The organism is Rhodococcus sp. NPDC003383 (assembly GCF_053589115.1).
In genome coordinates, this window is the sequence record NZ_JBSFRG010000015.1 from 87,344 (window position 1) to 102,834 (window position 15,491).

Below are 15,491 nucleotides of genomic sequence, written 5' to 3' on the forward strand. Positions count from 1 at the left end.
GAAGGCTTCGTATGTCTCGCCTACGTCGTGCTGGATTCACAGCCGCTGTCGCCCTCGTCATGACGGCGGTTGCCGCCTGTGGATCCGGTTCCTCCGGCGATTCACCGGCCGCCGAGGGACCGCTGCCCACCGAGATCCCCGCGGGCACCAAGCTCGTCATCGCGGACCAGGGTGAACGGCAGCTGTCCCTCCTCACCGGCTCCGGACAGCTCGACACGCTGCCGTTCGAGTACGAGTTCGCGACCTTCCAGGGTGCGCCCTCGATCCTCGAGGCGTTCCGCGCCGACGCGGTCGACGTCGCGTGGGCCGGCGAGATCATGACCGTCCAGTCCCTGGTCGCCGGTGACGACGTGCAGGTCGTCACGGCCATGCAGACTAACAACGGCCTCAACATGGGCATCGCCCCGAATGCTTCGGACATCAAGTCCCTCGCGGATCTGAAGGGCAAGCGGATCGGCTACGCCGAGGGCACCTCGCAGCAGGCCTTCGTGCTCCGTGGCCTCGACAAGGCCGGCCTCTCGGTCGACGACGTCGAGCTCGTTCCGATGTCGCTGCCGGACTTCCCGGATGCACTGCGCTCCAACCAGATCGACGCCGCTCCGATGAGCGAGCCGGTCTTCTCCCGCTACATGCAGACCCCGGGTGCGACGTCGCTGCCGCGTCCCGAGATCGAGGACCTCAGCGAGGGCATCTCCTACCTCTACTCGAGCAAGAAGGCTCTGTCCGACCCGGCGACCGCCGCGGCGATCCGCGCCTACGTCACCGCGTACATCAAGTCCGTCGCATGGGCCAACGACAACCGCGACGCGTACATCGACACCTACTTCGTGAAGAGCCAGGGCCTGACGGTCGAGGACGGACAGCGCATCCTCGACACCGCCGGGATCACCACCTTCCCGCATCTCGACGAGGATCTCATCGCGATCCAGCAGCACACCATCGACGTGATCGATGCCGCCGGCGAACTGCCCAAGCCGGTCGAGGCCGCCGACGCCTTCGACCTGCGCTTCGACGAGGTCGTCACCGCCGCAGTCGCCGAGTCCGGCGCCGCCCACACCCGCAGCTGATCTTTCCGAGGGGAATTCGACATGACGAACCGCCAGCTCAACCTCAACGCCTTCATCTACCCGACCGGCCACCACGAGGCCTCGTGGCGCCACTCCGGCAGCGTGCCCGAGCGCATCTACGACGTGACCTACTTCCAGGAGCTCGCCCGCCTCGCCGAGAGCGCGAAGCTCGACGCCGTGTTCTTCGCCGACGGCCCCGCCCTGCGCACCGAGGTGAAGTACCGCCCCGACTACGGTCTCGAGCCGATCACCACGCTCGTGGCGATGGCGACGGTCACCTCGCACCTCGGTCTGATCGCGACCGCGTCGACCACCTACTACGAGCCCTACAACCTCGCCCGCCTGTTCTCCTCGCTCGACCACATCTCCAACGGTCGCGCCGCGTGGAACATCGTGACCACCGCGACCGACGCGGCGGCAGCGAACTTCGGCCTCACCGATCACCCCGATGTCCACCAGCGTTACGCCCGCGCACGGGAATTCGTCGACGCCGCGATCAAGCTGTGGGATTCGTGGGAGGACGACGCCCTCGTCATCGACAAGGAAGCCGGCGTCTACGCCGACACCGACAAGATCCACCGCATAGATGTCGAAGGCGAGTACGTCAAGGTGCGCGGCCCGTTCGGCTCCGCGCGTTCCCCGCAGGGTCGTCCGGTGCTCGTGCAGGCCGGATCCTCCAACGACGGACGCGATTTCGCGTCCACCTATGCCGAGGCGATCTTCACCGCCCATCAGCGCATCGAGGACGCGCAGGCCTTCTACAGCGACATCAAGACTCGCGCAGCCGGTTTCGGCCGCAACCCCGATCACGTGAAGATCCTTCCGGGTCTGAGCCCGTTCATCGGCGCCACCGAGGCCGAGGCCAAGGATCTGCACCGCGAGTTCAACGAGCTCACCATCGTCGAATACGGTGTCGGCCAGCTGCAGAAGATGGGTCGCATCGACATCTCGGGTCTCGGGCTCGACGAGAAGGTGCCGGTCGAATTGTTCGCCGGCTCCGGCGATATCACCGACAACAACAACAGCCGCCGGCTGGTCTTCGCGAAGATCGTCGAGCGGGAGCAGCCCACGCTGCGCCAGCTGCTGCACAAGCTCGCCGGGGCGCGCGGCCACAATGTCGTTGCGGGAACGCCGGTTCAGATCGCGGACACCATCGAGCAGTGGTTCCGGGGCGGTGCCGCGGACGGCTTCAACATCATGCCGCCGCAGTACCCGCAGGGCCTCGAGGCGTTCATCTCGACGGTCGTGCCGATCCTGCAGGAGCGGGGCCTGTTCCGCACCGAGTACTCGGGCACCACCCTGCGCGACCACTACGGTCTGCCCCGTCCGGCGAGCCAGTACGCGCGCGAACTCGCGTCGGCCGGCGTCTGACCGGACCCGACGAGTCGAAAGGACAAGGTCGATGAGCACCTCCGTCGTCGAACCCCGGCGTTTCGGTAGTGGTCTGGCCGGCGATGCCGACACCGACCAGAAGCCCGAACGCACCGGCGGGCCCGATCTGCAGCCGCGCAACACCCGCAGTCGTCTCGCTCCGGGCAAGCCCATCAAGTTCGGTCTCGCGATCGGACCGGTTCTGCTGCTGGTGATCTGGATCATCGCGTCGGCGACGGGGGTGCTCGACCCGAAGACCCTGTCCGAACCGTGGACGGTCGTCACCACCGCGGGCGATCTGATCGCCGACGGACGCCTGCAGTCCAATCTGTGGACGTCCGTCCAGCGCGCCCTGATCGGCGGCGTCATCGGCGTCGCCCTCGGTCTGACCCTGGCACTGATCGCAGGTCTGTCCCGCATCGGCGAGGCGCTGATCGACGGCCCGGTGCAGATCAAGCGGTCGATCCCGACCCTCGCCCTGATGCCGCTCGCGATCCTGTGGTTCGGCATCGGCGAGGAGATGAAGATCCTCCTCATCGCGCTGTCGGTGTTCGTCCCGGTCTACATCAACACCTACTCGGCGCTGCGTGGAATCGACTCCCGCTTCGTCGAACTGGCCGAAACACTGGATCTGTCGCGGGCCCAGTTCATCCGGCGGATCGCCCTGCCGGGGGCACTGCCCGGCTTCTTCACCGGCCTGCGCCTGGCGGTGACCATCGCGTGGCTGGCACTGGTGGTCGTCGAGCAGGTCAACGCCTCGAGCGGCATCGGGTACCTGATGTACCAGGCCCGCAACTACGGCATGACCGACGTCATCATCGTCGGCCTCGTCGTCTACGCGATCCTCGGATTCGGCAGCGACCTGCTGGTCCGTTCGGCAGAAAGGAAGGCGCTGGCATGGCGCAAGACGATCGGAAGCTGACCGTCCGCACCTCGGGCCTGGCCCGCGGCTTCGACGGCCGCGCGGTCCTGCAGGGCATCGACCTCGAGATCCGCGCCGGCGAATTCGTCGCCCTGCTCGGGCGCTCCGGATCAGGCAAGAGCACGCTGCTGCGGGCGCTGGCGGAACTCGACCACGGCGTCCCCGGTTCCGGCACCATCGAGGTGCCGAAGAAGCGCGCGGTCGTGTTCCAGGATTCGCGGCTGCTGCCGTGGGCGCGGGTGCTCGACAACGTGATCCTCGGCCTCGACGGGTCCGACGCCGCCGAGCGCGGCCGCAAGGCCCTCGCCGAGGTGGGTCTCGCGGGCCGGGAGAAGGCGTGGCCGAACGAGCTGTCCGGCGGTGAGCAGCAACGAGTTTCGCTCGCCCGGTCGCTCGTGCGGGAACCCGAACTGCTGCTGGCCGACGAGCCGTTCGGTGCGCTCGACGCGCTCACGAAGATCAAGATGCACGGGCTGCTCCAGGAGCTGTGCGCCAAGCATCAGCCGGCGGTGCTGCTGGTGACCCACGACGTCGACGAGGCCATCGCCCTCGCCGACCGGATCATCGTGCTCGACCACGGCCGACTCGCGGTGGAACTGACCGTCGATCTCCCGCATCCGCGCGCCTCGCGGGTCGTGGAGACCGCCGAGTACCGTCGCATCCTGCTCGAGGCGCTGGGGGTCGAGGTCGCGGCCTGAGGCCGTCCCCGGCCACCCGGCCCCAGCCGAATCGTGCCGGGCACCACGCTTCCGAATGTCGGTGGTGCCCGGCACAATCCAGTTCATGACCCGCTGCACGCGTTTTCACCGGGACGGCACCGCCTGCACCAACGTCACCGAGTACCTCGACGGCTGGTGCCGTCAGGACGACTGCGCCGGCTTCGTCCGCCCGAACACGTCGGCGGCTCCGGAAACCCACGGGTCCCCGCGCGGGACCGACACCCACATCCGCGCGGCGCCGGTGGCGATCACCGATGTGGCTCTCGACGAGATTCCCGGTGTCCATGTCACGACCCGTGCCGTGGACAGCTTCCGGTTCCATCACGGCGGGAGTGCGCGCAGCGCCGAGGTGCAACTGCGCTCCATGCTCGAGGACTTTCTCTTCAAGTCCGCCACCAGCACCTCCGCGAACGGTTTCGTGCGGTTGTCCCGTCAGGGTTACGACCTGGTGCTCTCCCCCGACCGGACGGCCATCACGGCCTACTCCACCGTCCACCGGGAGCGCACCTGGGAACAGGTCAAGAGCAATGTTCCCTCACGCTTCCGGCGCTACATTCCGCGGCGGCCGTCGACCGCCCCGCGCCGGGAGCCGGGAGAACCGGTGCCGCCGGAGCGGTTCGCGGACGTCTTCGATGCCTCCGAGGTGTATCTGACCGCGCGCGTTCAGCGGTCCTTCGCCAAGATCGAGGGCCTGTTGGAGGCCCCCGACGAGGAACTTCACGCAGCTGTACGCTCCTGCGCTGCGCAGCTTCCGGCCGGCATCCTCAGCCGACGTGCGGACGGACTGTTCGAGGTCGAACACGCGGGCCGGATCTGGCTCGTCACACCGGACTGCCGAACGTTGATCGGCGTGAAGCCGGTGCGGACGCAGGATTCGACCGAGCGGTCGGTTGTCGAGATTCCGAGGTCGGCCACCGCTCCACGCGCAGAACGTCTTTGATCACGAGCCCGTGTGAACGACGTCGAGGTGTTCCCTATTCGGGAACCGTGTACGGCCCGTTCAGTGCGGGAAGGTCGAGCAGCCGATCGAGCCAGCTGACGGCCTCGATCAACGCATGGGCCTGCTCCCCGGGCTCACTTCCGTGTTCGACGGGCGCGAGAGTGCCGTGGGCCCGCGGGAGGTCTCCGTCGAGGACCTCGGCGATCGCCTTCCACACATGTCGTTCGGGGGCGGGCAGGTCGTCGATCGCCAGCTGGATTCCGTCCGGAGTCCGCAAGGTGACCGCGAAGCCGGTGACCCCGTCCACCTCGCTGTCGACGATCGGCCCGATCTTGTCGGTGATCACGTCGGCGATCGTGGTGACCACCCACTCGAGCACGTCGTCGTACGAGGCGTCACCCGGTGCCGCGCCGTACACGAGCGCGGTCACGTACTGGGACAGGCCTACGATGTCGCCGTCACCGGCGAAGGCAAGCAATCGGCCCCCGAGGATCGCCTCGGGGCCCGCGCGTCGTCGATTCGGTTCCATACCGGAGAATGCCCCGCACCGAGCAATTCACACCTGCCTTCTTCCATAACTTTTCGGCGGCGGACGGTCGCATCGGTGGCGTCTGTCCAGCACCGCCGTCCGCCCCTCCCCACCGTGCCCCATCTGTGACCCTTCGACCGCTCGAAAGTTGCGTGGGCGAAGCAAGTCTTCGCACAGAATGCTTTCCGAGTCATCGGACTCGGAAGCCTTCCGAGTCCTCGGACTCGACGAGCAGGACGAGCAGGAGGAAACACATGGCAAACGGCACGCACGTCGCCACCCTCGCCGACCTCGAGCCCCTCGTCGGCAAATCCCTCGGCACCAGCGACTGGATGGCAGTCGAACAGGACCGGATCAACACCTTCGCCGACGCCACCGACGACCACCAGTGGATCCACATCGATCTCGAGCGCGCTAAGGCCGAGAGCCCCTTCGGCGGCCCGATCGCGCACGGCTTCCTCACCCTCTCGCTTCTCATCCCCATGTGGGAGCAGATCCTGAAGGTGGACAGCGCCACCATGGCCGTGAACTACGGCCTGAACAAGGTGCGCTTCACCAACCCGGTGCCGGCGGGAGGCAAGGTCCGTCTCGACGCAACCCTGAAGGATTTCGAGAAACTCCCCAAGGGCGGCGTGCAGCTCACCGTCGACGGACGGATCGAACTGGAAGGCAGCGAGCGTCCCGCTGTCGTCGTCGAGGTGATCCTCCGCTACTTCGAGGAGTGATCGAGCAGGCGTGAGCGAGCGGCGGAATCACGCCGCCCGTCGCAACTCGGGTCGGCCAGTGGCAGAATTCGCACGATGTCTGGCATTTCTGCCACTGGCACCGAGCGGTCGTTACCGGAGACAATGATCGCCGTGACGATCGAGACCGCCGCTCCTCCCCCGACCACCCACCGGATCCATTTCGCCTGGGCAGTCGCGACCGTTGCGTTCCTGGCACTGGTCGGCGCCGCCGCGTTCCGTGCGGCGCCGTCCGTGCTCATCGAACCGCTGCACGCGGATTTCGGCTGGTCCCGGGCGAGCATCTCGGCGGCCGTATCGATCAATCTGGTCCTCTACGGCCTCACCGCGCCGTTCGCCGCGGCCCTGATGGAACGCTTCGGGATGCGCGCGGTCGTCACCGCCGCCCTCGGGCTCGTCGCCGCCGGCAGCGGACTGACGGTCTTCATGACCGCCACCTGGCAGCTGATCCTGCTGTGGGGCGTGCTGGTCGGGCTCGGCACCGGGTCGATGGCGCTGGCATTCGTCGCGACCGTCACCGATCGCTGGTTCGTCGCCCGTCGCGGCCTGGTCACCGGCATCCTCACCGCCGCGAGCGCGGCCGGCCAGCTCGTGTTCCTGCCACTGCTGGCGGTGCTCGCCGAGAAGTACAACTGGCAGGCGGTCGCGCTGACGGTGGCGTTCGCGGCGCTCGCCGTCGTGCCGCTCGTCATGTTGTTCCTGCGCGAGCGGCCTGAGGACGTGGGCACCGTCCCCTACGGCGCCGGACCCGATTACGTGCGCGCCGAGCCGAGCACCGGCAACGCCGGGCTGCGCGCCCTGCGGGTCCTGGCGACCGCCGCGCGCACCCGCGTCTTCTGGCTTCTCGCAGGCACATTCGCCATCTGCGGCGCCAGCACCAACGGCCTCGTCGGCACGCACTTCGTGCCCGCGGCCCACGACCACGGCATGCCCCTGACGGCCGCGGCGAGCCTGCTCGCGGTGATCGGGATCTTCGACGTCGTCGGGACCATCGCCTCCGGCTGGTTCACCGACCGGTTCGACGCACGCCGCCTGCTCGGCATCTACTACCTGCTGCGCGGCATCTCGCTGCTCGTGCTGCCGTTGCTGTTCGCGAACACCGTGCACCCGCCGATGATCGCGTTCGTCGTCTTCTACGGCCTCGACTGGGTCGCGACCGTCCCGCCCACGGTCGCGCTGTGCCGCCGGCACTTCGGTCCGGACGCCCCGATCGTGTTCGGCTGGGTGCTCGCGTCGCACCAGGTCGGTGCGGGACTGGTCGCGTTCCTGGCGGGTCTGGTCCGCGACCGTCTCGGCGGGTACGACGCCGCGTTCTATGTCGCCGGGGCCCTGTGCGCGATCGCCGCGCTCATGGCACTCGCCATCGGCCGGGAACCGGCCACAGCCGCCTCACCACCATCCGCCGCCCCACAAGACACCCGCGCGTAACCCGCCGCGCGGGCGTGCCTCCCCACTGTGCGCATCGAGGTTGTCGGAAGCGGAGACGGAGCCGACCAGGCTTCCTAGACTTGGGCGCATGACCGTCCTTCGCAAATCCGACGAGCCCGTCGACTTCTCGAAGATCGAACAGCGGTCGCCGTCGCTCGCGCGAATGCTCATCGACCGCGTCACCAGCAACCCGGACGACGAGGCGTTCCGCTTCCCGGACGGCCAGGGCGGTTGGGCGAGTGTCACGTGGGAGCAGACCGTCGACCGCGTGCGTCTCATCGCCGGCGGCCTGATCGCCCTGGGGATCGAACCGGAGGATCGTGTCGCACTCGCGTCGTCGACCCGGTACGAATGGATCCTCGCCGACTTCGGCACGATGTGCGCCGGCGGCGCCACCACCACCGTGTACCCGACGACGAACGCCGCCGACGTCGCGTTCATCGTCTCGAACTCCGGCAGCCGCGTGGTCATCGCGGAGGATCAGGAACAGGTCGGCAAGCTCGCCGCCCACCGCAGCGAACTGCCCGACGTGCGCAAGGTCGTGGTCATCGACGGCACCGGCGACGGCGACTGGGTGATCGGCCTGTCCGAACTCGAGGACCTCGGCCGCAAGCTGCTCGAGGAACAGCACAGCGTCGTGCTCGATCGCATCCACGGCATCAAGCCCGAGCATCTGGCGACGCTGATCTACACGTCCGGGACCACCGGCAAGCCGAAGGGTGTGCGGCTGCCGCATTCGGCGTGGACGTACACCGCGGCCGCGGTCGATTCGCTGGGCATCCTGCACCCCGACGACCTGCAGTATCTTTGGCTGCCCCTGTCCCATGTGTTCGGCAAGGTGCTGCTGAGCGTGCCGATCCAGATCGGTTTCCCGACGGTCGTGGACGGTCGCGTCGACAAGATCGTCGAAAATCTCGCGGTGGTTCGCCCGACGTTCATGGGTGCCGCTCCCCGCATCTTCGAGAAGGCGCACGCCCGTATCGAAGGAATGATGGAGGAGGAAGGCGGCGTCAAGAAGAAGATCTTCGACTGGGCGATCGGGGTCGGGTTGCGCACGTCGAAGGCCCGCCAGGAGGGACGATCCCCCTCCGCACTGGACACGGTGCAGTACAAGATCGCCGACAAGCTCGTCTTCTCGACCATCCGGGAACGCTTCGGCGGCCGGCTCCGCTTCTTCGTTTCCGGTTCCGCCCCGCTCGACGCCGAGGTCGCGCAGTGGTTCGACGCGGTCGGCATCAAGGTGCTCGAAGGGTACGGCCTGTCGGAGACGTCCGCCGCGTCGTTCCTCAACCGCCCGAGCGCGTACCGGTTCGGCACCGTCGGCTGGCCGTTCCCCGGCACCGACGTCGAGATCGCCGAGGACGGGGAAATCCTGATCAAGGGCCCCGGCGTGATGAGCGGCTACCACGACCGTCCCGATGCCGATGCCGAGTCGTTCGACGCCGACGGCTGGTTCCACACCGGCGACATCGGTTCGATCGACGACGAGGGCTTCCTGCGCATCACCGACCGCAAGAAGGACATGTTCAAGACGTCGCAGGGCAAGTACGTCGCACCGTCCGCGGTCGCGGCGACGTTCAAGGGCATCTGCCCGTACGCCGCCGAGATCGTCGTGCACGGCGAGGGCAAGCCGTACTGCGTGGCGCTGGTCGCGCTCGACGCCGAGGCGATCGGCGAGTGGGCCAAGAAGAACGGACTGGAGGGGCTGTCGTTCGCGGAGATCGCGCGGCACGAGAAGACCGAGTCGCTGATCGCCGCATACATCGACGAGCTCAACGCCCAGCTCAACCGGTGGGAGCAGATCAAGAAGTTCACGATCCTGGACCGTGAACTCAGCATCGAGGCCGGTGATCTGACCCCGAGCATGAAGCTCCGGCGCAAGGTGGTGGTCGACCGATTCGCCGACAGCATCTCCGGCCTCTACGGATAGGCCACTATCCTGGTCCACATGAGTAGTGCACGACCGAATCCAATCCAGCTCATCGGCTACGTGTTCGGTCGCCGGCTGCCGACAGAAATGCAGGACTGGGTCCGCAACGACGTTCTCGGTCCCGGCAGCACGCGACGCTACCTGGTGCGCTGGATCACCCCGATCATCCCGTTCCTTCTGCTGTTCCTGCTGATTCCGGGCCCGGTGTGGATTCCGATCGCGATGATGCTGCTGTTGCTGCTTCCGTGGATCTACTTCTCGGTCGCGCTGCGGCCGATCTGGCAGCGGCACCGGCTGCAGCAGCACGGCCTGGATCCGGCCCTGCTCGGCGCGAAGGAGCGGGAGCGGGCGGACCGCGAGCGCGCGGAGTACGAACGCCGATTCGGTCGGTGACCTCTATCGACACTCGGACGCACCAGTCGCGTCTCTTCCTCCTGCTCGGCCCCGCCTTCGTGGCGGCCGTCGCGTACGTCGATCCCGGTAACGTCGCCGCCAATCTGACCGCCGGTGCCCGCTACGGATATCTGCTGCTGTGGGTGCTGGTGGTCGCCAACATCATGGCGATCCTCGTGCAGTACCTGTCCGCGAAGATCGGTGTGGTGACGGGGCGTTCCCTGCCGGAGCTGCTGGGTATGCGCCTGCGCACCCCGTCGCGCCGCGCTTTCTGGCTCCAGGCCGAGGTGATGGCGATCGCCACCGATGTCGCGGAGGTGATCGGCGGTGCCCTCGCCCTGCACCTGCTGTTCGGGTTGCCCCTGTTCGTCGGTGGGCTGATCACCGGTGCCGTGTCCATTGCGATCCTGTCGGTGCAGGACCGCCGCGGCCAGCGTTCCTTCGAGTTCGTGGTGGTCGCGCTGCTGGCGATCATCACCGTCGGGTTCCTGACCGGTCTGGCGTTCACGGATGTGTCGTTCACCGACGCCGCGGCCGGGCTGGTGCCCCGCTTCGAGGGAACCGACACGGTCCTGCTGGCGGCATCGATGCTCGGCGCGACGGTGATGCCCCACGCGATCTACCTGCATTCGGCGCTCGCCCGCGCCCGGCACGGCAGGGTCGAACCCGGGCCCCGCCTGGACCGGGTGATGCGGGCGACCCGCTGGGACGTCGCCGGTGGCCTGGTCGTGGCGGGCACCGTGAACATCGGCATGCTGCTGCTCGCCGCGTCGGCGCTGCGCGGACGGGAGGGCACCGACAGCATCGAGGGTGCGCACGCCGCGATCACCGATTCCCTCGGCCCGACGATCGGCGTGGTCTTCGCGGTCGGCCTGCTCGCGTCCGGCCTCGCGTCGACGGCGGTGGGATCCGCGGCCGGCGCCGAGATCATGGCGGGTCTGCTGCATATCCGGCTCCGGCCGATCGTGCGGCGCGTGATCGTGATGGTGCCCGCGCTGATCCTGCTCGCGGCGGGTGTCGATCCGACGTTCGCCCTGGTGCTCAGCCAGGTCGTGCTGAGCATGTGCATTCCGTTCGCGCTGGTGCCGCTCGTGCGGATCAGTTCCGACCCGGTGCTGATGGGCGCGCAGCGCAATCTTCCGGCGACGAGTGCGGCGGCCTGGCTGACGGTGGGTCTGATCGTCGCGTTGAATGCGACGCTGCTGTGGCTGACCTTCACCGCCTGACTGCTGCCGCGTCGCCCGCTAGGACAGCACCTCGACGAGCGTGGTCGCCGAATCCCCGGTCATGACCCGTTCGACACTGTCGAGATGCTTGCGCCAAAAGGCTTCGGCGGCACCGGGTTCCCCGTTGCGCAACAATTCGACGAGCTTGCGGTTCGCGCGCAGCGCGACCGACGCGCCGGGGCGGTCGGAGACGTCGCTGCGCGTCGAGATGTAGAGGGCGTTGTGGGCGTCCATGATGTCGAGCAGCATGCCCGCGAGTACCGCCATCGTCTGGTTGCCGCCGAGTTCCATCACCATGCGGTGCACCTCGGTGTCGTACCGCGCGAACCCGATCGGGTCACCGATCAGTTCCGCGCCGCGTTCGACCAGTTCGGCGAGGGTGTCGACGCGATCTTCCGGGTTCGCGGCGATCAGACCGACCGCCGCGACCTCGAGTTCGGTGCGGGCCCGGTAGACATCGGCGAGGGGCACGCCCCGGTACTGCAGCAGCAGACCGGTCGAGCGGGCCGCGGTGGAGCGGTCCGGCGCCTGCACGCGGGCGCCGCCGTGGGCGCCGCGCAGGACGGTGATGATGCCTTCGGATTCGAGGATGCGGAACGCCTCGCGCAGCGTCGGCCGGGACACCCCGAACCGTTCCATCAGGGCCGCTTCGTTCGGCAGCGGCTCGCCGGGCTCGAGCTCGCCGGTGATGATCTGCCTGCGCAGGCTCGCCGCGATCAGTTCGCCGGCCTTCGGCACGCGAACAACCGTCGAGCGTCCGTCGAGTGGCATTTCACCGTCCTGTAGTCCCGTCGCACAGCCCAAGCGCTGTCCGGTAAGAATACAAGAATCTACCGCTTTGACCGGTTATGAGTACGATCATCTGACCGTATGAGCTGGGACTTATCCTCTGCTCATGAGCGAAGCAACCAAGCCCGAGTTCACCGCCACCGCCGACCTGGCCGACGAGATCGGTCCGGACATCCGCAGCTGCGACACGCAGTTCATCCAGTTCGGCAAGCACACCGAGTTCTGCGGGCCGATCACCACGATCCGTTGCTTCCAGGACAACCTGCTCGTCAAGCAGACCCTGAGCGAGCCGGGCAACGGCGGTGTCCTCGTGGTCGACGGTGGCGGCAGCATCCACACCGCGCTCGTCGGCGACATCATCGCCGGCCGCGGCGTCGACAACGGCTGGGCCGGGGTCATCGTCAACGGCGCGGTCCGCGACTCGGCGATCCTGCGCACGCTCGAGATCGGCATCAAGGCGCTGGGCACGAACCCGCGCAAGAGCACCCAGACCGGCTCCGGGGAGAAGAACGTGCCCGTCGAGATCGGCGGGGTCACGTTCAACCCGGGTGAGATCGTCTACAGCGACAGCGACGGCGTCGTCGTCCGCGCCGAGGCCTGATCGGATGCGGTGACGGTGCCGACGAATTCGGCTACCGCACTGCGTAGTTCACGACTGCGCGGCACCGCACCGGACATCCAGAACACCCCGTGCACGAGGCCGTCGAATCGCACGGTGGTCACGTCGACACCGTCCCGGTGGAGGCGGGCGCCGTATTCCTCGGCCTCGTCGCGCGCCACCTCGTTCTCCGTGGTGAGGATCAGCGTCGGCGGCAGACCCGCCAGGCTGTCCGCGCGGGTGGGCACCGCATAGGGATTCTGCGCATCGCCGGGCGCGGACAGGTACTGCTCCCAGAACCAGTCCAGCCCCGCCGCGGTGATCACGTACCCCTCGGCGAATTCTCTCCGCGACGGCAGTTGCGCCTCCGGATCGACGACCGGGTACACGAGCACCTGCCCGCGCAGCCGGGGTCCGCCCTGGTCACGGGCCCGCAGCGCCGTGACGGCCGCCAGGTTGCCGCCGGCGCTGTCGCCCATGATCACGATGTTGTCAGGGTCGCCGTCGTAGTCCGCGATGTTGGCGGCGACCCACTTCAGTGCGGCCCACGCGTCGTCCGGCGCGGCCGGGAACCGGTGCTCGGGCGCGAGCCGGTACGCGGCGGTCACCACGATGGCGCCCGTGGCGTTGGCGATTCCGCGAGCCGGCTCGTCCACGACGTCCAGGCTCCCCGCCACGAATCCGCCGCCGTGGAAGTACAGCACCACCGGATGCGGCCCCTCACCCTCCGGAACATGGATCCGCAGGTCCTGCTCCCGGCCGGCGCTGCTGTACCGCGCCTCGTGAACCCGCGCGACCGGTTCGGCCGGCGCCTGCAGCCCGGTGAACGTCGCGACGACTGCGCGCGCTTCGTCCACCGACATCTGCTCGAACGACTTCAGTCCCTGTGCCTGCAGTCCCGCGATCAACTGCGCGACGTGCTCGTCCAGTGCCATCTGTCTGCCTTCTTTCGAAAGTGTTGTGCTGCTGAGTGATCGGAGCGGCGTCAGGAGGCGCGGGCGAGTTGCTCGCCGCCGCCGAGCTCGAAGCCTTCGTAGCCGCGTTCGACGACCTCGGCGCACTTGGCCCGGTACGCGGGCGCTCCGCCGAGGTAGACCATGCAGACCCGCGGCTTGCCCGGGATGTTCGCGCCCATGTACCACGAGTCGGTGTTCGGCATCAGCGTTGCCGCAGCCAGTTCGGCGCAGTGCTCGACCCACGCGTCCTCTGCCTCGAGGGTCGGCTCGATCGTGTCGAGACCGCGCTCTCGCAGATGGGCGATGGCGTCGGTGGCGAAGTCGACGTGGTCCTCGATCGCGAGCGGCATGTTGTAGAGCACCGACGGGGACTGCGGGCCGGTGACCAGGAACAGATTCGGGAACTTGTGCATCATCAGCCCCAGATAGGTGCGCGGTCCGCCCGCGAACTTGTCCTCGAGCCGCTCGCCGTCGCGGCCGACGATGCCCATCGCCAGCAGCGGCCCGGTCATCGCGTCGAATCCGGTGGCCAGGACGATGACGTCGAGTTCGTGGTCGGCGGCCGCGGTACGGACACCGGTCGCGGTGATCTCCCGGATCGGCGCGCTCGCGACGTCGACGAGGGTGACGTTGTCGCGGTTGTAGGTTTCGTAGTAGTTCGTCTCGAGCGGCGGACGCTTGGTCGCGTAGGGGTAGTTCGTCGGCGCGAGCAGCTTCGCGACCTCGGGATCGTTCACCCGTTCGTAGATGCGCTCGCGGATGTATTCGGCGACCGTGTCGTTGGCTTCCCTGTCGAACAGGATGTCCCGGAAGCTGTCGATGAACAACCGGAATCCGCCTGCGTCCCAACGCTCGTCGAACACACGTCGGCGTTCCTCGGCGGAGACCGCGAGCGCGGAGTCCTGCACCTGGTCGTACGGGACGCCGAGGAAGTGGTTGCGGGAGGCGGCGCGAATCTCGTCGTAGTGCGCCTTGACGTGCGCGATCTCCTCGTCGGTGACCGGGGTGTTGCCGATCGGCGTCGCATAGTTCGGGGTGCGCTGGAACACCGACAGGTGCCCGGCCTGCTTCGCGATCTCGGTGATCGCCTGGATGCCGCTGGACCCGGTGCCGATGATCCCGACGCGTTTGCCGATGAAATCGACCGGTTCGTGCGGCCAGTTGCCGGTCAGGTACACCTCGCCGGCGAAGTTCTCGATGCCCGGGAACTCCGGCTTCTTCGGCACCGACAGGTTGCCCGCACCGGAGATCAGGTAGGTCGCGGTGACCGAGTCGCCGGACTCGGTGCCCACCGTCCACACGCGGCGGTCCTCGTCCCACACCGCGGAGGTGATGCGGGTACCGAACGTGATGTCCTTGCGCAGGTCGAAGCGGTCGGCGACGTGCCGCAGGTAGTCGAGGATCTCCGGTTGCGCGGCGAACCGCTCGCTCCACCGCCACTCCTGCTGCAGTTCCTTCGAGAACGAGTACGAGTAGTGGACCGACTCGATGTCGACACGCGCGCCGGGATACCGGTTCCAGTACCAGGTGCCGCCCACATCGTCGGCGGCGTCGAAAACCCGGACCGTCAGGCCCATTTCGTCGCGCATCTTGTACAGCGCGTACAGGCCGGTGAACCCGGCTCCTACCACGACCGCGTCGACGTCGGGAGAGGCGGAAGAAGGATCGAAGGACATGATGCTGACTCCTCGTGGATCACGGGGGAAGGCACTCGAGGGGTGCCGATCCGGACACGACCACCATGACGTGGATCACACCCACCCCACATGGGGGAGAACACCCCCGTAGCTACCTGTGTTGGGGGTCACAGCCCGATCGGGTATCTTCGGCCTCGATCCTTCGGCATCTCGGAAGGGAGTCCGGCGCTGTCCGCCACCACC

15 protein-coding genes are annotated in these 15,491 nt (G+C 67.8%); 11 read left to right on the top strand and 4 right to left on the bottom strand.

Annotated features, from left to right (window positions below):
* The first annotated feature begins 59 nt into the window (after positions 1-59).
* The 5 genes from ACWDTS_RS15120 (at position 60) to ACWDTS_RS15140 (ending at position 5,019) form a co-directional block, all read left to right on the top strand.
* Positions 60-1,067, top strand: coding sequence for an ABC transporter substrate-binding protein (locus tag ACWDTS_RS15120; RefSeq protein ID WP_231611203.1), 1,008 nt, complete (start codon positions 60-62; stop codon positions 1,065-1,067).
* A gap of 21 nt (positions 1,068-1,088) precedes the next feature.
* Positions 1,089-2,438 carry an LLM class flavin-dependent oxidoreductase gene (locus ACWDTS_RS15125; protein ID WP_450109033.1) on the top strand — a complete coding sequence of 450 codons (1,350 nt, stop codon included), beginning with the start codon at positions 1,089-1,091 and terminating at the stop codon, positions 2,436-2,438.
* A 31-nt stretch (positions 2,439-2,469) separates the two neighbouring features.
* Complete coding sequence (locus ACWDTS_RS15130) at positions 2,470-3,360, top strand: ABC transporter permease (RefSeq protein WP_248675590.1); 891 nt, start codon at positions 2,470-2,472, stop codon at positions 3,358-3,360.
* On the top strand, positions 3,336-4,058 hold the full coding sequence (locus ACWDTS_RS15135) for an ABC transporter ATP-binding protein (RefSeq protein WP_248675589.1): 723 nt from the start codon (positions 3,336-3,338) through the stop codon (positions 4,056-4,058). Before ACWDTS_RS15130 ends, ACWDTS_RS15135 begins: the two co-directional genes overlap by 25 nt.
* An 85-nt stretch (positions 4,059-4,143) precedes the next feature.
* Positions 4,144-5,019, top strand: coding sequence for a hypothetical protein (locus tag ACWDTS_RS15140; protein ID WP_450118512.1), 876 nt, complete (start codon positions 4,144-4,146; stop codon positions 5,017-5,019).
* 34 nt (positions 5,020-5,053) lie between these two features.
* Here the strand turns inward: ACWDTS_RS15140 and ACWDTS_RS15145 are convergent, their stop codons facing one another.
* Positions 5,054-5,548: a hypothetical protein gene (locus ACWDTS_RS15145; RefSeq protein WP_197254731.1), complete on the bottom strand. Its 495-nt coding sequence runs from the start codon at positions 5,546-5,548 to the stop codon at positions 5,054-5,056.
* A gap of 254 nt (positions 5,549-5,802) precedes the next feature.
* Between ACWDTS_RS15145 and ACWDTS_RS15150 the strand changes: the two genes are divergently transcribed.
* From ACWDTS_RS15150 to ACWDTS_RS15170, 5 genes are all read left to right on the top strand, one after another.
* Complete coding sequence (locus tag ACWDTS_RS15150; RefSeq protein ID WP_450118513.1) at positions 5,803-6,273, top strand: MaoC family dehydratase; 471 nt, start codon at positions 5,803-5,805, stop codon at positions 6,271-6,273.
* A gap of 132 nt (positions 6,274-6,405) precedes the next feature.
* Positions 6,406-7,719 (top strand): MFS transporter, encoded by a 1,314-nt coding sequence (locus ACWDTS_RS15155; RefSeq protein ID WP_374068760.1) that lies wholly within the window; start codon positions 6,406-6,408, stop codon positions 7,717-7,719.
* Between the two features lie 88 nt (positions 7,720-7,807).
* Positions 7,808-9,649 (top strand): AMP-dependent synthetase/ligase, encoded by a 1,842-nt coding sequence (locus ACWDTS_RS15160; protein WP_450118514.1) that lies wholly within the window; start codon positions 7,808-7,810, stop codon positions 9,647-9,649.
* 18 nt (positions 9,650-9,667) lie between these two features.
* Positions 9,668-10,042: a DUF5313 family protein gene (locus ACWDTS_RS15165; protein WP_197254737.1), complete on the top strand. Its 375-nt coding sequence runs from the start codon at positions 9,668-9,670 to the stop codon at positions 10,040-10,042.
* Positions 10,030-11,268, top strand: a complete 1,239-nt coding sequence (locus tag ACWDTS_RS15170; RefSeq protein ID WP_450109070.1) for an Nramp family divalent metal transporter — start codon at positions 10,030-10,032, stop codon at positions 11,266-11,268. Before ACWDTS_RS15165 ends, ACWDTS_RS15170 begins: the two co-directional genes overlap by 13 nt.
* A gap of 18 nt (positions 11,269-11,286) precedes the next feature.
* On the opposite strand, the gene ACWDTS_RS15175 is transcribed toward ACWDTS_RS15170, so the two are convergent.
* Positions 11,287-12,039: a FadR/GntR family transcriptional regulator gene (locus tag ACWDTS_RS15175; RefSeq protein WP_450109039.1), complete on the bottom strand. Its 753-nt coding sequence runs from the start codon at positions 12,037-12,039 to the stop codon at positions 11,287-11,289.
* Between the two features lie 124 nt (positions 12,040-12,163).
* Here ACWDTS_RS15175 and rraA point away from each other — a divergent pair, with 124 nt between their 5' ends.
* Positions 12,164-12,658: a ribonuclease E activity regulator RraA gene (gene rraA, locus ACWDTS_RS15180; protein ID WP_450109040.1), complete on the top strand. Its 495-nt coding sequence runs from the start codon at positions 12,164-12,166 to the stop codon at positions 12,656-12,658.
* Here the strand turns inward: rraA and ACWDTS_RS15185 are convergent.
* Together ACWDTS_RS15185 and ACWDTS_RS15190 are read right to left on the bottom strand one after the other, a co-directional pair.
* Complete coding sequence (locus tag ACWDTS_RS15185) at positions 12,616-13,590, bottom strand: alpha/beta hydrolase (protein ID WP_450109041.1); 975 nt, start codon at positions 13,588-13,590, stop codon at positions 12,616-12,618. The two genes, rraA and ACWDTS_RS15185, sit on opposite strands and share 43 nt — an antisense overlap.
* Positions 13,591-13,640: 50 nt before the next feature.
* The gene (locus ACWDTS_RS15190; RefSeq protein ID WP_197254743.1) at positions 13,641-15,287 is read right to left on the bottom strand and encodes a flavin-containing monooxygenase; all 1,647 of its coding nucleotides are present in this window, start codon (positions 15,285-15,287) and stop codon (positions 13,641-13,643) included.
* Between the last annotated feature and the right edge of the window lie 204 nt (positions 15,288-15,491).

What these genes read in the sequence shown, in the direction of transcription:
- ACWDTS_RS15160 (WP_450118514.1), top strand. Translation starts at nt 7,808, where the DNA reads ATGACCGTCCTTCGCAAATCCGACGAGCCCGTCGACTTCTCGAAGATC.
- ACWDTS_RS15135 (WP_248675589.1), top strand. Translation starts at nt 3,336, where the DNA reads ATGGCGCAAGACGATCGGAAGCTGACCGTCCGCACCTCGGGCCTGGCC.
- rraA (WP_450109040.1), top strand. Translation starts at nt 12,164, where the DNA reads ATGAGCGAAGCAACCAAGCCCGAGTTCACCGCCACCGCCGACCTGGCC.
- ACWDTS_RS15165 (WP_197254737.1), top strand. Translation starts at nt 9,668, where the DNA reads ATGAGTAGTGCACGACCGAATCCAATCCAGCTCATCGGCTACGTGTTC.
- ACWDTS_RS15145 (WP_197254731.1), bottom strand. Translation starts at nt 5,548, where the DNA reads ATGGAACCGAATCGACGACGCGCGGGCCCCGAGGCGATCCTCGGGGGC.
- ACWDTS_RS15120 (WP_231611203.1), top strand. Translation starts at nt 60, where the DNA reads ATGACGGCGGTTGCCGCCTGTGGATCCGGTTCCTCCGGCGATTCACCG.
- ACWDTS_RS15140 (WP_450118512.1), top strand. Translation starts at nt 4,144, where the DNA reads ATGACCCGCTGCACGCGTTTTCACCGGGACGGCACCGCCTGCACCAAC.
- ACWDTS_RS15150 (WP_450118513.1), top strand. Translation starts at nt 5,803, where the DNA reads ATGGCAAACGGCACGCACGTCGCCACCCTCGCCGACCTCGAGCCCCTC.
- ACWDTS_RS15190 (WP_197254743.1), bottom strand. Translation starts at nt 15,287, where the DNA reads ATGTCCTTCGATCCTTCTTCCGCCTCTCCCGACGTCGACGCGGTCGTG.
- ACWDTS_RS15125 (WP_450109033.1), top strand. Translation starts at nt 1,089, where the DNA reads ATGACGAACCGCCAGCTCAACCTCAACGCCTTCATCTACCCGACCGGC.
- ACWDTS_RS15175 (WP_450109039.1), bottom strand. Translation starts at nt 12,039, where the DNA reads ATGCCACTCGACGGACGCTCGACGGTTGTTCGCGTGCCGAAGGCCGGC.
- ACWDTS_RS15185 (WP_450109041.1), bottom strand. Translation starts at nt 13,590, where the DNA reads ATGGCACTGGACGAGCACGTCGCGCAGTTGATCGCGGGACTGCAGGCA.
- ACWDTS_RS15130 (WP_248675590.1), top strand. Translation starts at nt 2,470, where the DNA reads ATGAGCACCTCCGTCGTCGAACCCCGGCGTTTCGGTAGTGGTCTGGCC.